Annotated in this window: 16 protein-coding genes; 7 read left to right on the forward strand and 9 right to left on the reverse strand. The window is 71.1% G+C overall.

The window, feature by feature from the left end; translation table 11 throughout:
* The 8 genes from atpE to rpmE all read right to left on the reverse strand — a co-directional run bounded on the left by atpE (nucleotide 1) and on the right by rpmE (nucleotide 5,994).
* Nucleotides 1-231 (reverse strand): ATP synthase F0 subunit C, encoded by a 231-nt coding sequence (gene atpE, locus B7K25_RS09270; RefSeq protein WP_084101823.1) that lies wholly within the window; start codon nucleotides 229-231, stop codon nucleotides 1-3.
* Nucleotides 232-286: 55 nt separating this feature from the next.
* Nucleotides 287-1,126: a F0F1 ATP synthase subunit A gene (gene atpB / locus B7K25_RS09275; RefSeq protein WP_084105685.1), complete on the reverse strand. Its 840-nt coding sequence runs from the start codon at nucleotides 1,124-1,126 to the stop codon at nucleotides 287-289.
* Between the two features lie 142 nt (nucleotides 1,127-1,268).
* Nucleotides 1,269-1,691, reverse strand: a complete 423-nt coding sequence (locus B7K25_RS09280) for a hypothetical protein (RefSeq protein ID WP_084105687.1) — start codon at nucleotides 1,689-1,691, stop codon at nucleotides 1,269-1,271.
* Complete coding sequence (locus tag B7K25_RS09285; RefSeq protein WP_084105689.1) at nucleotides 1,688-2,962, reverse strand: MraY family glycosyltransferase; 1,275 nt, start codon at nucleotides 2,960-2,962, stop codon at nucleotides 1,688-1,690. Before B7K25_RS09285 ends, B7K25_RS09280 begins: the two co-directional genes overlap by 4 nt.
* Nucleotides 2,959-3,744, reverse strand: a complete 786-nt coding sequence (locus B7K25_RS09290; RefSeq protein WP_371328297.1) for an L-threonylcarbamoyladenylate synthase — start codon at nucleotides 3,742-3,744, stop codon at nucleotides 2,959-2,961. Before B7K25_RS09290 ends, B7K25_RS09285 begins: the two co-directional genes overlap by 4 nt.
* Before the next feature lie 13 nt (nucleotides 3,745-3,757).
* Nucleotides 3,758-4,669 carry a peptide chain release factor N(5)-glutamine methyltransferase gene (gene prmC, locus B7K25_RS09295; RefSeq protein ID WP_234988153.1) on the reverse strand — a complete coding sequence of 304 codons (912 nt, stop codon included), beginning with the start codon at nucleotides 4,667-4,669 and terminating at the stop codon, nucleotides 3,758-3,760.
* Entirely contained in the window at nucleotides 4,669-5,754 is a 1,086-nt protein-coding gene (gene prfA, locus B7K25_RS09300; RefSeq protein WP_084105691.1) for a peptide chain release factor 1, read from the reverse strand. Before prfA ends, prmC begins: the two co-directional genes overlap by 1 nt.
* Before the next feature lie 30 nt (nucleotides 5,755-5,784).
* Nucleotides 5,785-5,994, reverse strand: coding sequence for a 50S ribosomal protein L31 (gene rpmE / locus B7K25_RS09305; RefSeq protein ID WP_084105693.1), 210 nt, complete (start codon nucleotides 5,992-5,994; stop codon nucleotides 5,785-5,787).
* A gap of 280 nt (nucleotides 5,995-6,274) precedes the next feature.
* On the opposite strand from rpmE, the gene B7K25_RS09310 reads away from it, so the two are divergent.
* The 3 genes from B7K25_RS09310 (at nucleotide 6,275) to B7K25_RS13960 (ending at nucleotide 8,558) form a co-directional block, all read left to right on the forward strand.
* On the forward strand, nucleotides 6,275-7,207 hold the full coding sequence (locus tag B7K25_RS09310; protein ID WP_159450172.1) for a DUF559 domain-containing protein: 933 nt from the start codon (nucleotides 6,275-6,277) through the stop codon (nucleotides 7,205-7,207).
* A gap of 140 nt (nucleotides 7,208-7,347) precedes the next feature.
* Nucleotides 7,348-8,049: a hypothetical protein gene (locus B7K25_RS13955; RefSeq protein WP_234988154.1), complete on the forward strand. Its 702-nt coding sequence runs from the start codon at nucleotides 7,348-7,350 to the stop codon at nucleotides 8,047-8,049.
* Nucleotides 8,046-8,558: an RNA polymerase sigma factor gene (locus B7K25_RS13960; RefSeq protein ID WP_234988155.1), complete on the forward strand. Its 513-nt coding sequence runs from the start codon at nucleotides 8,046-8,048 to the stop codon at nucleotides 8,556-8,558. The genes B7K25_RS13955 and B7K25_RS13960 overlap by 4 nt, the downstream gene beginning before the upstream one ends.
* 177 nt (nucleotides 8,559-8,735) lie before the next feature.
* Here the strand turns inward: B7K25_RS13960 and rho are convergent, their stop codons facing one another.
* Entirely contained in the window at nucleotides 8,736-10,664 is a 1,929-nt protein-coding gene (rho, locus tag B7K25_RS09320) for a transcription termination factor Rho (protein ID WP_200807931.1), read from the reverse strand.
* A 316-nt stretch (nucleotides 10,665-10,980) separates the two neighbouring features.
* Here rho and B7K25_RS09325 point away from each other — a divergent pair, with 316 nt between their 5' ends.
* The 4 genes from B7K25_RS09325 to B7K25_RS09340 all read left to right on the forward strand — a co-directional run bounded on the left by B7K25_RS09325 (nucleotide 10,981) and on the right by B7K25_RS09340 (nucleotide 14,213).
* Nucleotides 10,981-11,421, forward strand: coding sequence for a DUF6325 family protein (locus B7K25_RS09325; RefSeq protein ID WP_084105697.1), 441 nt, complete (start codon nucleotides 10,981-10,983; stop codon nucleotides 11,419-11,421).
* 1 nt (nucleotide 11,422) lies between these two features.
* Nucleotides 11,423-11,779, forward strand: a complete 357-nt coding sequence (locus B7K25_RS09330) for an SHOCT domain-containing protein (RefSeq protein ID WP_084105699.1) — start codon at nucleotides 11,423-11,425, stop codon at nucleotides 11,777-11,779.
* The gene (locus B7K25_RS13860) at nucleotides 11,776-12,816 is read left to right on the forward strand and encodes a TIGR00341 family protein (RefSeq protein ID WP_084105701.1); all 1,041 of its coding nucleotides are present in this window, start codon (nucleotides 11,776-11,778) and stop codon (nucleotides 12,814-12,816) included. The genes B7K25_RS09330 and B7K25_RS13860 overlap by 4 nt, the downstream gene beginning before the upstream one ends.
* A 203-nt stretch (nucleotides 12,817-13,019) precedes the next feature.
* Entirely contained in the window at nucleotides 13,020-14,213 is a 1,194-nt protein-coding gene (locus B7K25_RS09340; RefSeq protein WP_084105703.1) for an ROK family transcriptional regulator, read from the forward strand.
* Nucleotides 14,214-14,297 lie beyond the last annotated feature (84 nt).

A 14,297-nucleotide genomic window follows, 5' to 3' on the forward strand; every position in this document is an offset into this window, starting at 1 on the left:
TTAGGTGAAGAGGAAGCCGGTGACCAGACCGAGCAGCGCGAGCACCTCGACGAACGCGACACCGATGAACATGGTGGCGCGCAGCTGGCCCGCAACCTCGGGCTGGCGCGACATGCCCTCGATGGTCTTGCCGATCAGGATGCCGAGGCCGATGCCGGGGCCGGTGGCGGCGAGACCGTAACCGATGGTCGCGACGTTGCCGGAGACCTCCGCGAGAGTGGTGGTGTCCACTGTGTTTTCCTTCCGTTGGAGCGACGTCGCTCGACGCCGCACATCTGTGTGGGGTTTAGTGCTCTTCCTCGATAGCCATGTTGATGTACACGGCGGACAGCATGACGAAGACGTAGGCCTGCAGCGCTGCGACGAAGATCTCGAACAGCGTGAAGGCGAAGCCAGCGGCGAAGGTGACGGTGCCCATCGCCTTCATGGCGCCGGCGGCCTCGAAGAAGAAGTACTGCGTGGCGGCGAAGCACAGCACCAGCAGCAGGTGGCCGGCCATCATGTTCGCGGCGAGTCGCAGCGCGAGCGTGGCGGGTCGCAGGATGAAGACCTGCAGGAACTCGATGGGGGTCAGCAGGACGTAGATGCCCTTGGGCACGCCCGGCGGGAAGAGCGACAGCTTGAGGTAGCCACCCAGCCCGTGCTGCTTGACGCCGACGCCGAGGTACAGCACGTACACCCACAGCGCCATGATGATCGGCAGGCCGATCAGCGACGTACCCGCGATGTTGATGAACGGGATCACACCTGTGATGTTGAACGCGAGGATCGCGAGGAACAGCGTGGTGAGGAACGGCAGGAAGCGCTTGGCGTTGTGCTTGTCCATCACCTGCTCGACGATCTGCGTGCGCACGAAGTCGAGCAGCATCTCCACCACGGACTGACCGCGGGTGGGGACGACCTTCGCCTTGCGGGCGACGAGCCAGAAGATCAGGATCAGCACCGCGGCGGCGATGACGCGCGCCAGCATGATGCGGTTGAACTCGAAGATCGTTCCCTCGCCGAAGATGGCCGGAGGGAAGAACTCCTCGACGGTCGGGGCGTGGAAGCCGTCGGAGTAGAAGAGCCACCCGAAGAAGCCGGTGGTGTCGCCGTCGTCGGCCGCGAGCTCGGTCGTGGCCGTCATGGCCGCGCCCAGGGCTAGATTCGCCACAGAAGTCTCTCCAGGGGTAGAAGCTGGCGCGGGGCGAAGAGGCCCGGCGCGCCGTTACCGTGATGCCCCAGAATCGTAACGTAGATACGGGGGTCTGACGACCGCGAGAGGCGAATTATTCGCCGTTCTTGCGGGCGCCCGGGTCGACGTACGGAATGCGTGCGGATCGGATGACCCAGAAGTCCACCGCAAGGGTTCCGAGGACCCCTGCGACGGCGAAGCCTGCGAAGAGTCCCTTGTGGAATCCGTCGACGCCCTGGAGCACCAGCAGCGCCACGATGATGATGAGCATCTTGAGCAGCCAGGAGCCGCCCATGATGGCCGCCATGATGTGCGGCTCGCGGTCGTGGCCGATGACCATCGCGACCTGGGTCGTGATGCCCGACAAGGCGGCGACCAGCACGCCGATCTCCGCCGCGACCAGGCCGGCGGTGCCGCCCACGAGCAGCCCGACCGGCACCGCGATGACCGCCAGCCCGATGACCAGGATCGCGGTGACGCGCAGCGCCTTGCGGTAGGTGGTGGACTCGGCGGTCATGGACGCTCCTTGGTGGGCAGTGCGGTGGTGGGGGCCGATGCGCTCGCCGGCCCCTCGTGGGCCGCGCCAGCGGGTGCGTGGTCGGCGAGCGCGCCGTCGTCGTCGTGCTCGCGGTGGTGGCCCTCGGGAGTGATGCGCTGAAGCGGGCGGGCCTTGTCGCCGGCTGCGCGCCAGCTCTTCGACAGGCGCCGGCGCAGCGCGGGCGAGAAGGTGATGAGCGCCGCGATGGTGAGCCCCACGCCCACGAGCACGAGGGACTGCTCCCACGGCAGGAACACGAGCGACACCGTGCCGAACGACAGCACCGCGGTCCACACGTAGAGGACGCCCACGGCCCATCGGTGCGAGTGGCCCGCGCGCAGCAGCACGTGGTGCAGATGGTGCGCGTCGGGCATGAAGGGCGACTGGCCCTTGAGCAGGCGCCTGACGACCGCGAGGGTCATGTCGATGAGCGGCACCGCGACCACCATGAGCGGCAGCACGATGGGGATGAAGGCGGGGATTCGCTCACGCTCGGACACCACCGTCGGGTCGATCTGGCCGGTGACCACGATCGCGGCTCCCGCGATCGTGAGGCCCAGCACCATCGAGCCCGAGTCGCCCATGAAGATGCGCGCCGGATGGAGGTTGTGCGGCAGGAACCCCAGGCACGCGCCCACGAGGACCGCGAGGATGAGCGACGCGAGCGACGAGTAGTCACCCGGCGAGGCCGATCTCGCGAGCACGTAGGTGTAGGTGAGGAACGCCGCGCCGCCGATCGCGACCATGCCCGCGGCGAGGCCGTCGAGGCCGTCGACGAAGTTCACGGCGTTCATCGCCACCACGACCACGATGACGGTCGCGGCCAGCGACAGGTACGAGCTGCCGATCGTGAGGCCCGCGATGGGCACGGTGACGAGCTGCACGCCGCCCCATGCCATGACGAGCGCGGCGAGCACCTGGCCCGCGAGCTTGGCCATCCAGTCGAGGTCCCAGATGTCGTCGGCCATGCCGAGCGCGCACACGATCGCGGCGCCGCCGAGCACACCCCAGACGGCGCCGGACGCCTCGAACACGGGCGCGAGGAACGGGATGTTCTGCGCGATCACGATGCCCGCCGCGATCCCCAGGAAGATCGCGATGCCGCCCAGCCGAGCCGTCGGCAGCTTGTGCACGTCGCGGTCGCGCACCGCGGTGACGGCGCCGGCGCGGAACGCGAGGTGGCGCATCGCTGGCGTCGCGGCGTACGCCATGAGGGCGGCCACCACGAGCAGCGTCAGATAGACCTTCACCCGGTGGGCTCCGCGGAGGGATCGGCGGGCCCGTCCGGGGCGGATGCCGCGCCGGAGCCGGTGTCACCAGGGCGGGAGTCGCCCGGGCGAGCGTCGCCCGCCCCGCCGGCGACCGCATCGGCGCTCATGTCGCCCGGCTCGGCCGCGAAGGCGGCCGCTCCGACGATCTCGACCAGCCGCTCGCGGGTCACTCCCCCGTCGCGCACCACGCGCAGTCCCTCGGGGTCGGTCGCGTCGACGATGGTGGACGCGGTGCCGAGCGGGCTGTCGCCGCCGTCGAGGTAGACCGCGACGGCGTCGCCGAGCTGCTCGCGCGCGCCGTCGGCAGTCGTCGCCGCCGGTTGCCCGGTGAGGTTCGCGCTGGTGACGGCGAGCGGGCCGGTGCGGCGCAGCAGCGCGAGAGCGGCCTCGTGGTCGGGCATGCGCAGCGCGACGGTGCCGTGGGTGTCGCCCAGGTCCCACGCGAGCGACGGCTGCGCGTGCACGATCACCGTGAGCGCACCCGGCCACAGCTCCTCCATCAGCGCGCGCGCGGGCGCGGGCACGTCGCGCGCGAGGCCATCGACCGTGCGGATGTCCGGGATGAGCACGGGCGGAGGCATCTGACGTCCCCTGCCCTTCGCAGCGAGAACCGCCGCGACGGCCTTGGCATCGAACGCATCGGCGCCCACGCCGTAGACCGTGTCGGTCGGCAGGACCACGACGGCGCCGCGCCTCACCGCGTCGACCGCGGCGTCGAGGCTCGGGCCCCAGGTGGCGGGGTCGAAGCACGGGTAGATCACGAGGACAAGTGTGTCAGACGCCCACACGCGTCACGATCAGCATGCGATCGCGCCCGGTGAGGTCCTGCTCCGTCCGGGCGTCCGCCCAGAACTCGGAGCGCTCGACGAAGGCGCGCAGCGCGGGGCCCTGGTTGTCCGCGTGCTCCATGATCAGCGTGCCGCCGACGCGCAGCAGCCGCGCCGCCTCGTCGATGATCGCGCGCGGGATCGCGAGGCCGTCCTCGCCCATCCCGTACAGCGCCTCCGGCGGGTCGTAGTCGCGCACCTCGGGGTCGCGCGGCACGCCGTCCGGCGGGATGTAGGGAGGGTTGGTGACGACCACGTCGGCGCACCCCTCGAACAGGTGCAGGCAGCGACGAGCGTCGCCGAGCACCGGGCGCACCCGCTGACGCACGCCGTCCGGCAACGACCGGGCGTTGAGGCGCAGGTAGACCTGCGCGCCCTCGCTGGCCTCGACCAGCGTCACCTCGGCGTTGTCGACCTCGCTCGCGACGGACAGGCCGATCGCCCCCGAGCCCGCGCACAGGTCGGTGACCCGCACCTTGCCGTCGCGACCGGGCCCCGATGCGCGGGCCGCGTCGATCGCCGCCTGCGCCACGGTCTCGGTCTCGGGACGCGGCACGAAGACGCCGTCGCCCACCTGGAGGGTGAGCTCGCGGAAGTAGGCCTTGCCGGTGATGTGTTGGAGCGGCTCGCGCCCGATGCGGCGCTCGACGCGGGCCTCGAGCAGGTCGAGGTCCAGGGGGTGCAGGTCGTCGCCATCGCCCGGCCAGTGGTCGTCGCGGGCGGCCGCGGTGCGGACCTCGCCCGGCTCCCAGCCGAACGTGTGCGCCATGAGCACGACCGCATCGGCCTCGGGCGAGGGGACGCCCGCCTCAGCCAGCCTGCGGGTGATCTCTCGCAGGCGTGCACCGACGGTGGGCACTAGTCGCCGTGCGCTTCGAGTCGGGCGGCCTCGTCGGCGTCGATCGCGGACTGGACGACGGGACCCAGGTCGCCCGCGAGGACGTGGTCGAGGTTGTACGCCTTGTAACCGGTGCGGTGATCCGCGATCCGGTTCTCGGGGAAGTTGTAGGTGCGGATCCGCTCGGAGCGGTCCACGGTGCGCACCTGGGACTTGCGCAGGTCCTGCGCTTCTGCGGCGGCGGCCTCGCGCTGCGCCGCGAGCAGGCGCGCACGCAGGATGCGCATGGCCGACTCCTTGTTCTGGAGCTGGCTCTTCTCGTTCTGGCAGCTCACCACGATGCCCGTGGGCAGGTGCGTGAGGCGGACGGCGGAGTCCGTGGTGTTGACGGACTGGCCTCCGGGGCCGGACGAGCGGTACACGTCGACGCGGACGTCGTTCATGTCGAGCTCGACGTCCTCGACCTCCTCGGCCTCGGGGTACACGAGCACGCCCGCCGCGGAGGTGTGGATGCGGCCCTGCGACTCGGTCGCGGGAACACGCTGGACGCGGTGGACGCCGCCCTCGTACTTGAGGTGCGCCCAGACGCCGTCCTCGGGCTCGACGGAGCCCTTCGCCTTCACGGCGACGGAGATGTCCTTGAACCCGCCCATGTCGGTGGGCGTCGCCTCGAGGACCTCGGCCTTCCAGCCCTTGCCCTCGGCGAACTTGAGGTACATCTTCAGCAGGTCGCCGGCGAACAGCGCGGACTCCTCGCCGCCCTCGCCGGACTTGATCTCGAGGATCACGTCGCGGGCGTCGTCGGGGTCGCGCGGGATGAGGATGCGGCGCAGGTCCTCGGTCGCCTGCTCGGCGGCCTGCTCGAGCGCCGGCACCTCGTCCGCGAACTCGGGGTCCGCATCGGCCATCTCGCGCGCGGCCTCGAGGTCGTCCTGGGCGGTCTCCCAGGCACGATGCGCAGCGACGACGCGGCCGAGCTCCGCGAACCGACGGCCCAGCTGTCGCGACCGGCCGGCGTCAGAGTGGACGTCGGGGTCGGCGAGCTGGCGCTCGATGTCGGCGTACTCGTCCAGCAGCGGCTGGACGGCGGCGAAGGCTTCGGCCACGTCGTCGTCGCGTGAAGTGTGGGGTTCGGCTTACTTCTGGTTGCCGTAGCGCTTCTGGAAGCGCGCGACGCGACCGCCGGTGTCCATGATCTTCTGCTTGCCCGTGTAGAACGGGTGGCACGCGGAGCAGACCTCGGCGTGGATCGAGCCCTCGGTCACGGTGGACTTGGTCTCGAAGGTGTTGCCGCAGGTGCACGTGACAGTGGTGGTCACGTACTCGGGGTGGATGTCCTTCTTCATGATCTCCCTTTAAGGTGCCTCCGGGTCCGTCATGCAGATCTTGCGCGCGGTGAACCGGATGGCCAGCGGTCCATTCTGCCAGATTCGCCCCTCGTTGGCGAGTCGGGCTGCCCTCCCAGACCACGCATCGGCCCGGCGCGTCTCTCCTTCCCTCGTGGAAGGCACTGAGTGCCGGTTTCGGCCCAATTCCAACACTGAGTGCCTTCCAGGACGAGGCCCTTGTCCACAGAAGCGTCGTCTGGACTTCCCCTGGGCATCGCACGGCCGGTTCCCTGGGCGCATGCGGCCGATCCCGGGACTCACTGACCTCCGCGGCAGCCCGCCCGCATTCCTCGCCGCCAACGCCCACGCCTTCACTCGCACCGACCTGATGGGCGCATGGTCTCGCCACGCGCTGGATGCCGCACTGCGGCGGGGTCAGGCGCTGCGGCTCCTGCCCGGTGTCTACTGCGCGCCGGCCCACGCCATGGAGGCCTTGGTGCGCGCCGAGGGCGCGGTGCTGTGGAATCCGCGCACAGCACTCACCGGGGCAGCCGCTCTTCACCTCTACGCCGAACGTCTGGCGGCGCCCGCAACCGTGGACCTCGTCGCCGCGAGCAGCGACCACGTGCGCCCGCCCGCCTGGATCAGGCTCCACCAGACGGGCCCGCTGCGCACCCTCGCGAGCCCTCACGGCATCCCGTGCGCAGTGCCCGAGCGGGCGCTGCTCGACTCGTGGAGGTACGCGTCCACGGGCGAGCGGCGGACCGTGCTCTGGGAGGCGCTGTGGGCGCGCGTGTGCACCTGGCGGGAACTGCGGCGCGAGCTTGACCGCGCTCCTCGGGTCGCCAAGCGGCGCGATCTCGAGCGGGTGCTGGACTGGTTCGCCGAGGGAGCGACCTCCCCACTCGAGGTGCGGGCCAAGCACGAGACCTTCGCCGATGCCCGCTTCCGCGAGTTCGAGTGGCAGGTTCCCGTCGCGCTGCCCATGCGTCGGCCGACGCTGGACATGCTGCACAGGCGCGCGCTGGTGGCCGTCGAGCTCGACGGAGACGCGTACCACTCGACGAGGAGCGCGCGCGATGTCGACCGCGAGCGCCAGACCGACCTCACGGCGGCCGGCTACACCGTGATCCGGTTCGGATGGACCGACATCACCCAGCGTCCCGAGTGGTGCCGCCAGCGACTGTTGGCCACCGTCGCGGGTCGCCTCGCGCGCCTTGGAAGGCACTGAGTGCCGGTTTCGGGCCGATTTCGGCACTCAGTGCCTTCCAGGGCGCGGGCACCACGGAGAGCCGATGCGCGCGCCGGGTTCGACATCGCCGTGGACGTTTCGCTTGGCTCCCGGCATGTGGGGGTATGAATGCATCACAGATGAGTGAACTCGACCGCCTGCTCGCCCGTTCGGCACCTCCGTCCGCCTCCGACGGTCCCGCGCTAGACGCCGCGATCGGCGCGCTCGTGGAGGAGGCGCGCACGGCCACCGCGACACGGCGCCCGCGTCGGAGGTGGGCGGTCGCAGGAATCGTGGTGGGCGCGACGGCACTCGTCGGCGGCGCTGCATACGGCGCGGCGACGCTGTCCGACGCCAGCGACGCATGGATGAGCCTGACCGCGGACGCCGAGAGCGCGGCGACGCGCTTCGAGTGGCAGACGACCCTGCCGGATGGCACCCGATGCGTCGAGCGCATCACGGCGCTCGACCTCACCGCGGAGCAGACGGCCATCGTCGAGGCGGCGCTGTCCGATCCCCACGTGCTGCTCGACCTCGACGCCGGCTCCGTCCGCGCCGAGTTCCTCGCCCACTACGACGCGTCGGAGGCACAGCAGGAGATCGCCGATCGCGAGACCTGGGAGTCCTGGATCGATGCCGGCTACGCGGCGGTCGCCGCGATCGACCTGGAGGCGGGTCGAGGCGATCTGACCGAGGAGGAGCTCGACGTCATCCCTGGCAGCGCGGCGAACGAGGTGTTCCTGCACTCGTCGATGAGGGTCGTCCTCGACGGCATGACCGCACAGGGCGTCGACGCGATGGCGCACCTCACCCCCGAGACGGCCTGCGAGGTGGGCGAGTGAGCGCCGCGGGTCGCGCCCGTCGCGAGGACGCCCTCGCCGACGCCATGCGCGAGCACGGCGCCGATGTCCTGCGCTACCTGCAGCGCCGCTCCCCCGATGCGGCCGCAGACCTGCTCGGCGAGACCATGCTCATCGCTTGGCGGCGCAAGGCGGACGCCCCCGGCGAGTCGGAGCAGCTCAGGCCATGGTTGTTCGGCATCGCGCGCATGTGCCTGCGAGGCCACCGCCGCGACGAGTCGCGCCGGCTGAGGCTCACGGAGAGGATCGCGGCGCTCGCGCCGATCCCCCTCGACACGGATGAGGCGCTCGCGCTCGATGTGCGCGCCGCCATCGCCGCGCTCCCGGAGCCTCAGCGCGAGCTCGTCGAGCTCGTGCACTGGGAGGGCCTGTCGATCGCCGATGCCGCCGCGGTGGTCGACACCAAGGCCTCGACCGCCCGGTCCCGGTACGCGAAGGCGCGGGCGACGCTCGAGGAGGCGCTCGCATCGGCCGTGTGCGAGGTGCCCTGACACCCGGGCTCACCCTGGCGGGACTTGGGGGTCACTTCTGAGCGAAAGTTGACCCTCATGTCCCGCCCGGGCGCGATGGGAGTCCGACGGAAGGCCGATGCGCGCACTGGGTTCCCCCTAGGACGCAGCAAGGCCCCGGAAGCTGCGCTTCCGGGGCCCGCGTGCTGGGAGGACTGACTACTTGGCGAAGCCCTCGTCGTCGTCCTTGCCCGGCGTGGTCTTCGCGACCTGCATGAGGAACTCCGCGTTGGAGCGGTTCTCCTTCAGCTTGCCCAGGAGCAACTCGGTCGCGGCCTGCGGCTCGAGCGCAGTGAGCACCCGGCGCAGCTTCCACATGACCTTGAGCTCCTCGGTCGACACCAGGATCTCCTCGCGGCGCGTGCCGGACGAGTTGACGTCCACGGCCGGGAAGATGCGGCGGTCGGCGAGCTGGCGCGACAGGCGCAGCTCCATGTTGCCGGTGCCCTTGAACTCCTCGAAGATGACCTCGTCCATCTTGGAGCCGGTCTCGACCAGGGCGGTCGCGAGGATGGTCAGCGAGCCGCCGTTCTCGATGTTGCGCGCGGCTCCGAAGAACTTCTTGGGCGGGTACAGCGCGGACGAGTCGACGCCACCGGACAAGATGCGGCCCGAGGCGGGCGCGGCCAGGTTGTAGGCGCGGCCCAGGCGGGTGATGCCGTCGAGCAGCACGACGACGTCCTGGCCCAGCTCGACCAGGCGCTTGGCGCGCTCGATCGCGAGCTCGGCGACCTGGGTGTGGTCCACGGCCGGACGGTCGAACGTCGACGCGATGACCTCTCCCTTGACGGAGCGCTGGAAGTCGGTGACCTCCTCGGGACGCTCGTCGACGAGGACGACCATGAGGTGGACCTCGGGGTTGTTGGCGGTGATCGCGTTGGCGATCGACTGCATGACGAGCGTCTTGCCGGCCTTGGGAGGCGACACGATGAGGCCGCGCTGGCCCTTGCCGATGGGCGCGACGATGTCGATCACCCGGTTGGTGAGGTTGCGCGGCTCGGTCTCGAGGTGGAGGCGCTCCTGCGGGTACAGCGGGGTGAGGTCGCCGAACTCCTTGCGGCTCTTGGCCTCCTCGGGGTTCATGCCGTTGACCGTCTCGACCGTCGCGAGCGCGTTGAACTTCTGGCGCTGGCCGCGCTCGCCCGGTCGCGGCGGGCGCACGGCGCCGGTGATGGCGTCGCCCTTGCGCAGGCCGTACTTGCGGACCTGGTTCATCGACACGTAGACGTCGGACTTGCCGGACAGGTAGCCGGTGGTGCGGATGAAGGCGTAGTTGTCGAGCACGTCGACGATGCCGCCGACAGGGCTCAGCTCCTCGTCGTCGCGGACCTCGTCCTCGTCCTGGCGGACCTGGCTGGGGCCCTGCGTGGCGCCCTGCTGCTCGTCGCGCTCGCGTCCACGGTTGCGACCGCGTCCACGGCCGCGGCGGCGGCGGCCACCGCGCTCGTCGTCGTCATCGTTCGCGCCGTTGCCGCGGTTGTCGCCCTGGCCGGAGCCGGCGTCCTTCGACTCGTTCGAGCCGGCGGACTGCACGGCCTCCGCGGCCCGGCGGGCGCGGTCGTCGCGGTCGTCGTTCGAGCCGCGGCCCGAGCGCTCGCCCTGCTGGCGGTCGTTCTGGCGGTCGCCCTTGTCCTGCTGGCGGTCGTTCTGGCGGTCGCCCTTGTCCTGCTGGCCGCCGGAGCGGGACTCACCCTGCTGGGCGTCCTCGGCGCCGGAGCCGGAGGCGGCCCCGGCGGGAGCGCCCTGGCCGGAGCTGGCGCGGCGCGAGCGGCCGCGCTGGGGTGCGTCGTCGGAGGAGCCGGCGGGCGCATCGGCCTTCGCGGACGCTGCAGGCGCGTCGGGCGCGTCCGTGGCGGCGGCATCGGCCGCGGGGGCCTTGGCCTTGGCCGGCACGACGCCGCCGTTCTTGATGGCCTCGACGAGGTCGCCCTTGCGCATCTTCTTGACGCCGGAGACTCCGAGCTCGGAGGCGAGGGCCTGCAGCTGCGGGAGCTTCATGGCGGTGAGGGCCGCGCTGCTATCAGCTGCGGCCACGGGGGTGTCAGTCACTGGGTAGTCCTTTTCTTCGCACGGGCCCGACGGGCCCATCACGGTGCGAGCTGTCCCAGGCGTTCGGGTATGCGCGTACGCCATCGTCCGCGGACGCCTGAAAGCATGGGAGTCGCGATCCGCCGCGGCTGGCTGCCGGCTGGGGGATGCGCTGTCAGGCTACCACCGCGGCCCTGGTGCTCCCAAACAGCGTGGGCAAGATGCCTGGAACGCGCCGATGCGCGGGCTGGCCGTCGCTGTCACGGCACCGGAGCCCGCGACACGGCCTCCGAGATGTTGCCGGGGCACGCCCACGGCCCTAGATTCTGAGGAGGCGCGGCGCCCGCCGCGCATGCCGACGAGTGAGGAGAGCGCCATGACGCTGGGACCCATCGAGGTCGTGACGATCGGATTCGAGTCCGGTCAGTTCCGAGGAGAGATCATCCCCGAGCTCGAGAGGCTCGTCGAGGCCGGCGTCATCAGCGTCGCGGACGGCGTCTTCGTGCAGCGCACGAGCGAGGACGAGACCGAGATCGTCGAGTTCGGCCAGGACGACGAGGGCAGCGACATCGCTCGCGTGGGCGCGCTCATCGGCGAGGCGCTCGAGCTCATCACCGACGAGGACGTCGAGATGCTGACCGACCAGCTGCCCGTGGGCGCGTCGGCGGCGATCCTCGTGTTCGAGCACACGTGGGTCAAGCCCCTGCGCGACGCGATCGCGAACGCCGGCGGCGAGCTCATCGACTCCATCCGGGTCCCCGGACTGGTGGTGCAGGAGGTCCTGGACGCGCTCCAGGCCGAGGAAGAGGAGAACTGACATGCGTGGACGAGTGGGACGCCCCGGCCTGATCGGCACGATGGCCCGCACGGCCGTGATCTCTGGCACGGCCACCGCCGTGTCAGGCAACGTCGCCCGCCGCCAGGCCGGCCGCGCGCAGGCCAAGCAGGAGCAGCAGTACGTCGAGCAGCAGCAGGCCTACCAGGTGCAGGCCAACCAGGCCGAGCTGGCATCGATGCAGGCGCAGCTCGCGGCGGCGCAGGCGGCCCCGGCGGTCACGCCGAGCGCCGGCGACGACCTCATGGCGCAGCTGTCCAAGCTCGCCGACATGAAGAATGCAGGAATCCTGAGCGACAGCGAGTTCGCCGCGGCCAAGGCCAAGCTGCTCGGAGCATGACCGGGTATGGCGCCCTCGTGCGTCATACCCGCTTCGGCGCGAAGCTCAACACGGTCGAGTACATGCGCTCGGCCGCGCTCTTCGAGGGCGAGACCGTCCGCTCGCAGTACACGCGCTTCTGGCTGCTGCTGATCCTCGCGTCCTCGATCGCCACGGCGGGCATCGTGGCGAACTCGACGGCCACCGTGATCGGCGCGATGATCGTCGCGCCGCTCATGCGCCCGATCCAGGGCACGATGCTCGCGACGGTGCTCGGCGACCGGCGCCAGCTGCTGCGCTCGATCGGCCTCATGGTCGCCGGCGCCGCCGCCGCGATGGGCGTGGGCTTCGTGCTCGGGCTCATCGTGGTCCAGGAGGTCACGGCGCAGACCAACGACCAGATCGCCTCCCGCGTCTCCCCCGGCGTGGTCGACCTGTTCGCCGCTCTCGCGACGGGCGCCGTCGGCTCGATCGCGCTGGTGCGCTCGGACATCTCCGACACCCTGCCGGGCGTCGCGATCGCCATCTCCCTGGTGCCGCCGCTGTGCGCCGCGGGGCTGGCGCTCGAGTCGGGCGAGCCCGGGCAGGCGTTCGGTGCGGTGCTGCTGTTCGTCACCAACGTCGCCGCGATCCTCGCGACCGGTGCGCTCATCATGGCGATCTACGGCTACTCCAAGCTGAGGCTGCTGGAGTCGGAGGATCAGGAGGCGGAGCGCCGTCGCCGCGCCCGCGCCTACATCACCATGGCGGCGCTGATCCTCATCGTGTCTGGCCCGCTCGCCTACTCGACCGCGAAGGCCATCGAGGACCGGTCGCGGATGGCGACCATCACGGACTACGTCGAGCAGGTCACCGACGGGACGCCGTGGGCGATCGTCAGCATCACGCCGCGCGAGGAGGGGATGATCCACGTGCTCCTCAAGGGCACTCCCCCGCTGCCCGACATGGACGTCGCGTTCGACCGGCTGGCCGCGGCCGGCCTCGACGCCGACAAGGTCATCGTGGAGTTCGTGCCGAGCTATACGTTCGACAGCGCTGGGGAGCGCGACTCGTTCTAGCGGCTGTCCGGCCAGGGTTCGATGCGGGCCCTGGAAGGCACTGGGTGCCGGATTCGGCGTGAATCCGGCACTGAGTGCCTTCCAGGGCGCGGTAGCCGCGGAGGGCCGATGCGCGGGCTGGCTTTTGCTTTCCCCCGACGAAAGTCGGGGCAACAGTCGCCAAAAACGGCCAATCGAACGTTGATCTCCGATAGAATCGCCGCATGATCGACCCTCGCGGACAGGAGACCCTGACCGGGTCCGCCCAGTCCGAGGTCTTCCAGATCCTGCGCGACGGTCAGCCCCGCACCCGTTCGGAGCTCGCGACGCTCACCGGCCTCGCCCGCTCGACCGTCGCCGCTCGCGTCGACTCGCTGCTGCGCGCGGGGCTCGTGCGCCCGGTCGCGGACGCCGCATCGACCGGCGGCCGGCCCTCCCGTCAGTTCGCGTTCGACGGCGGCGGCCTCGGCGTCCTCGGCGTGGACGTGGGCGCGACCCACGTGCACATCGGCCTGTCCGACCTGCGCGGCCGCCTCCTCACGGACACGGCCACCTCGCTCGCCGTCTCCGAGGGTCCCGACAAGGTCCTCGGGTGGGTGGTGGACGAGGGCCGGCGCCTCCTCGCCGACCACGGCAACGGGGAGTTCCTCCGCGGCGTCGGCGTCGGCCTCCCCGGCCCCGTCGAGCACACGACAGGACGGCCGGTCGACCCGCCGATCATGCCCGGCTGGGACCGCTTCGACGTGACCGGCCTGCTCACGGACGCGTTCGCCGTGCCCGTGCTCGTCGACAACGACGTCAACGTGATGGCGCTCGGCGAGCGCATCGACCACTGGCCCGACGTCGACGACCTGCTCTTCGTCAAGGTCTCCACCGGTATCGGCGCCGGCGTCATCAGCTCGGGACGCCTGCAGCGCGGCGCCCAGGGCATCGCGGGCGACATCGGCCACGTCTACGTGCCCGGCCGCGAGGACGTCCAGTGCCGGTGCGGCAACAGCGGCTGCCTCGAGGCCGTGGCGGCGGGCCCGGCGATCGCCGCGGCGCTGCGAGGCGAGGGCCTCGACGTGCACACCGTCCAGGACGTCGCGACCGCGGTGACCCAGGGCGACGTCGCGGCCGTCCGCGCCGTGCGCGAGGCCGGCCGCGTGCTCGGCCAGGTCCTCACCGCGTGCGTGAGCCTCGTGAACCCTGCCGTGATCGTGCTCGGCGGGCCCATCGCGAGCGCTGGTGACCACCTGCTCGCCGGCGCCCGCGAGGTGATCTACACGCGGTCCACGCCCATCGCCACCGGCAGCCTCCAGATCGTCCGCTCTCGCGGCACCGACAAGGCGGCCGTGTCCGGCGCCTCGTCGATGGCGATCCAGCACGTGCTGTCCGTCGACGGCGTCGAGGCGCTCCTGCGCGAGGCGACCGCGTAACCCAGCGAGCGCATCGGCCCTCCGTCGACCGCGAGGCGCGGCGGTCTGCCTCGACCCCGGGGCCCTGCCCTCACGAGCGCGATG

It is taken from the genome of Demequina sp. NBRC 110056 (assembly GCF_002090155.1).
Lineage (GTDB): Bacteria > Actinomycetota > Actinomycetes > Actinomycetales > Demequinaceae > Demequina.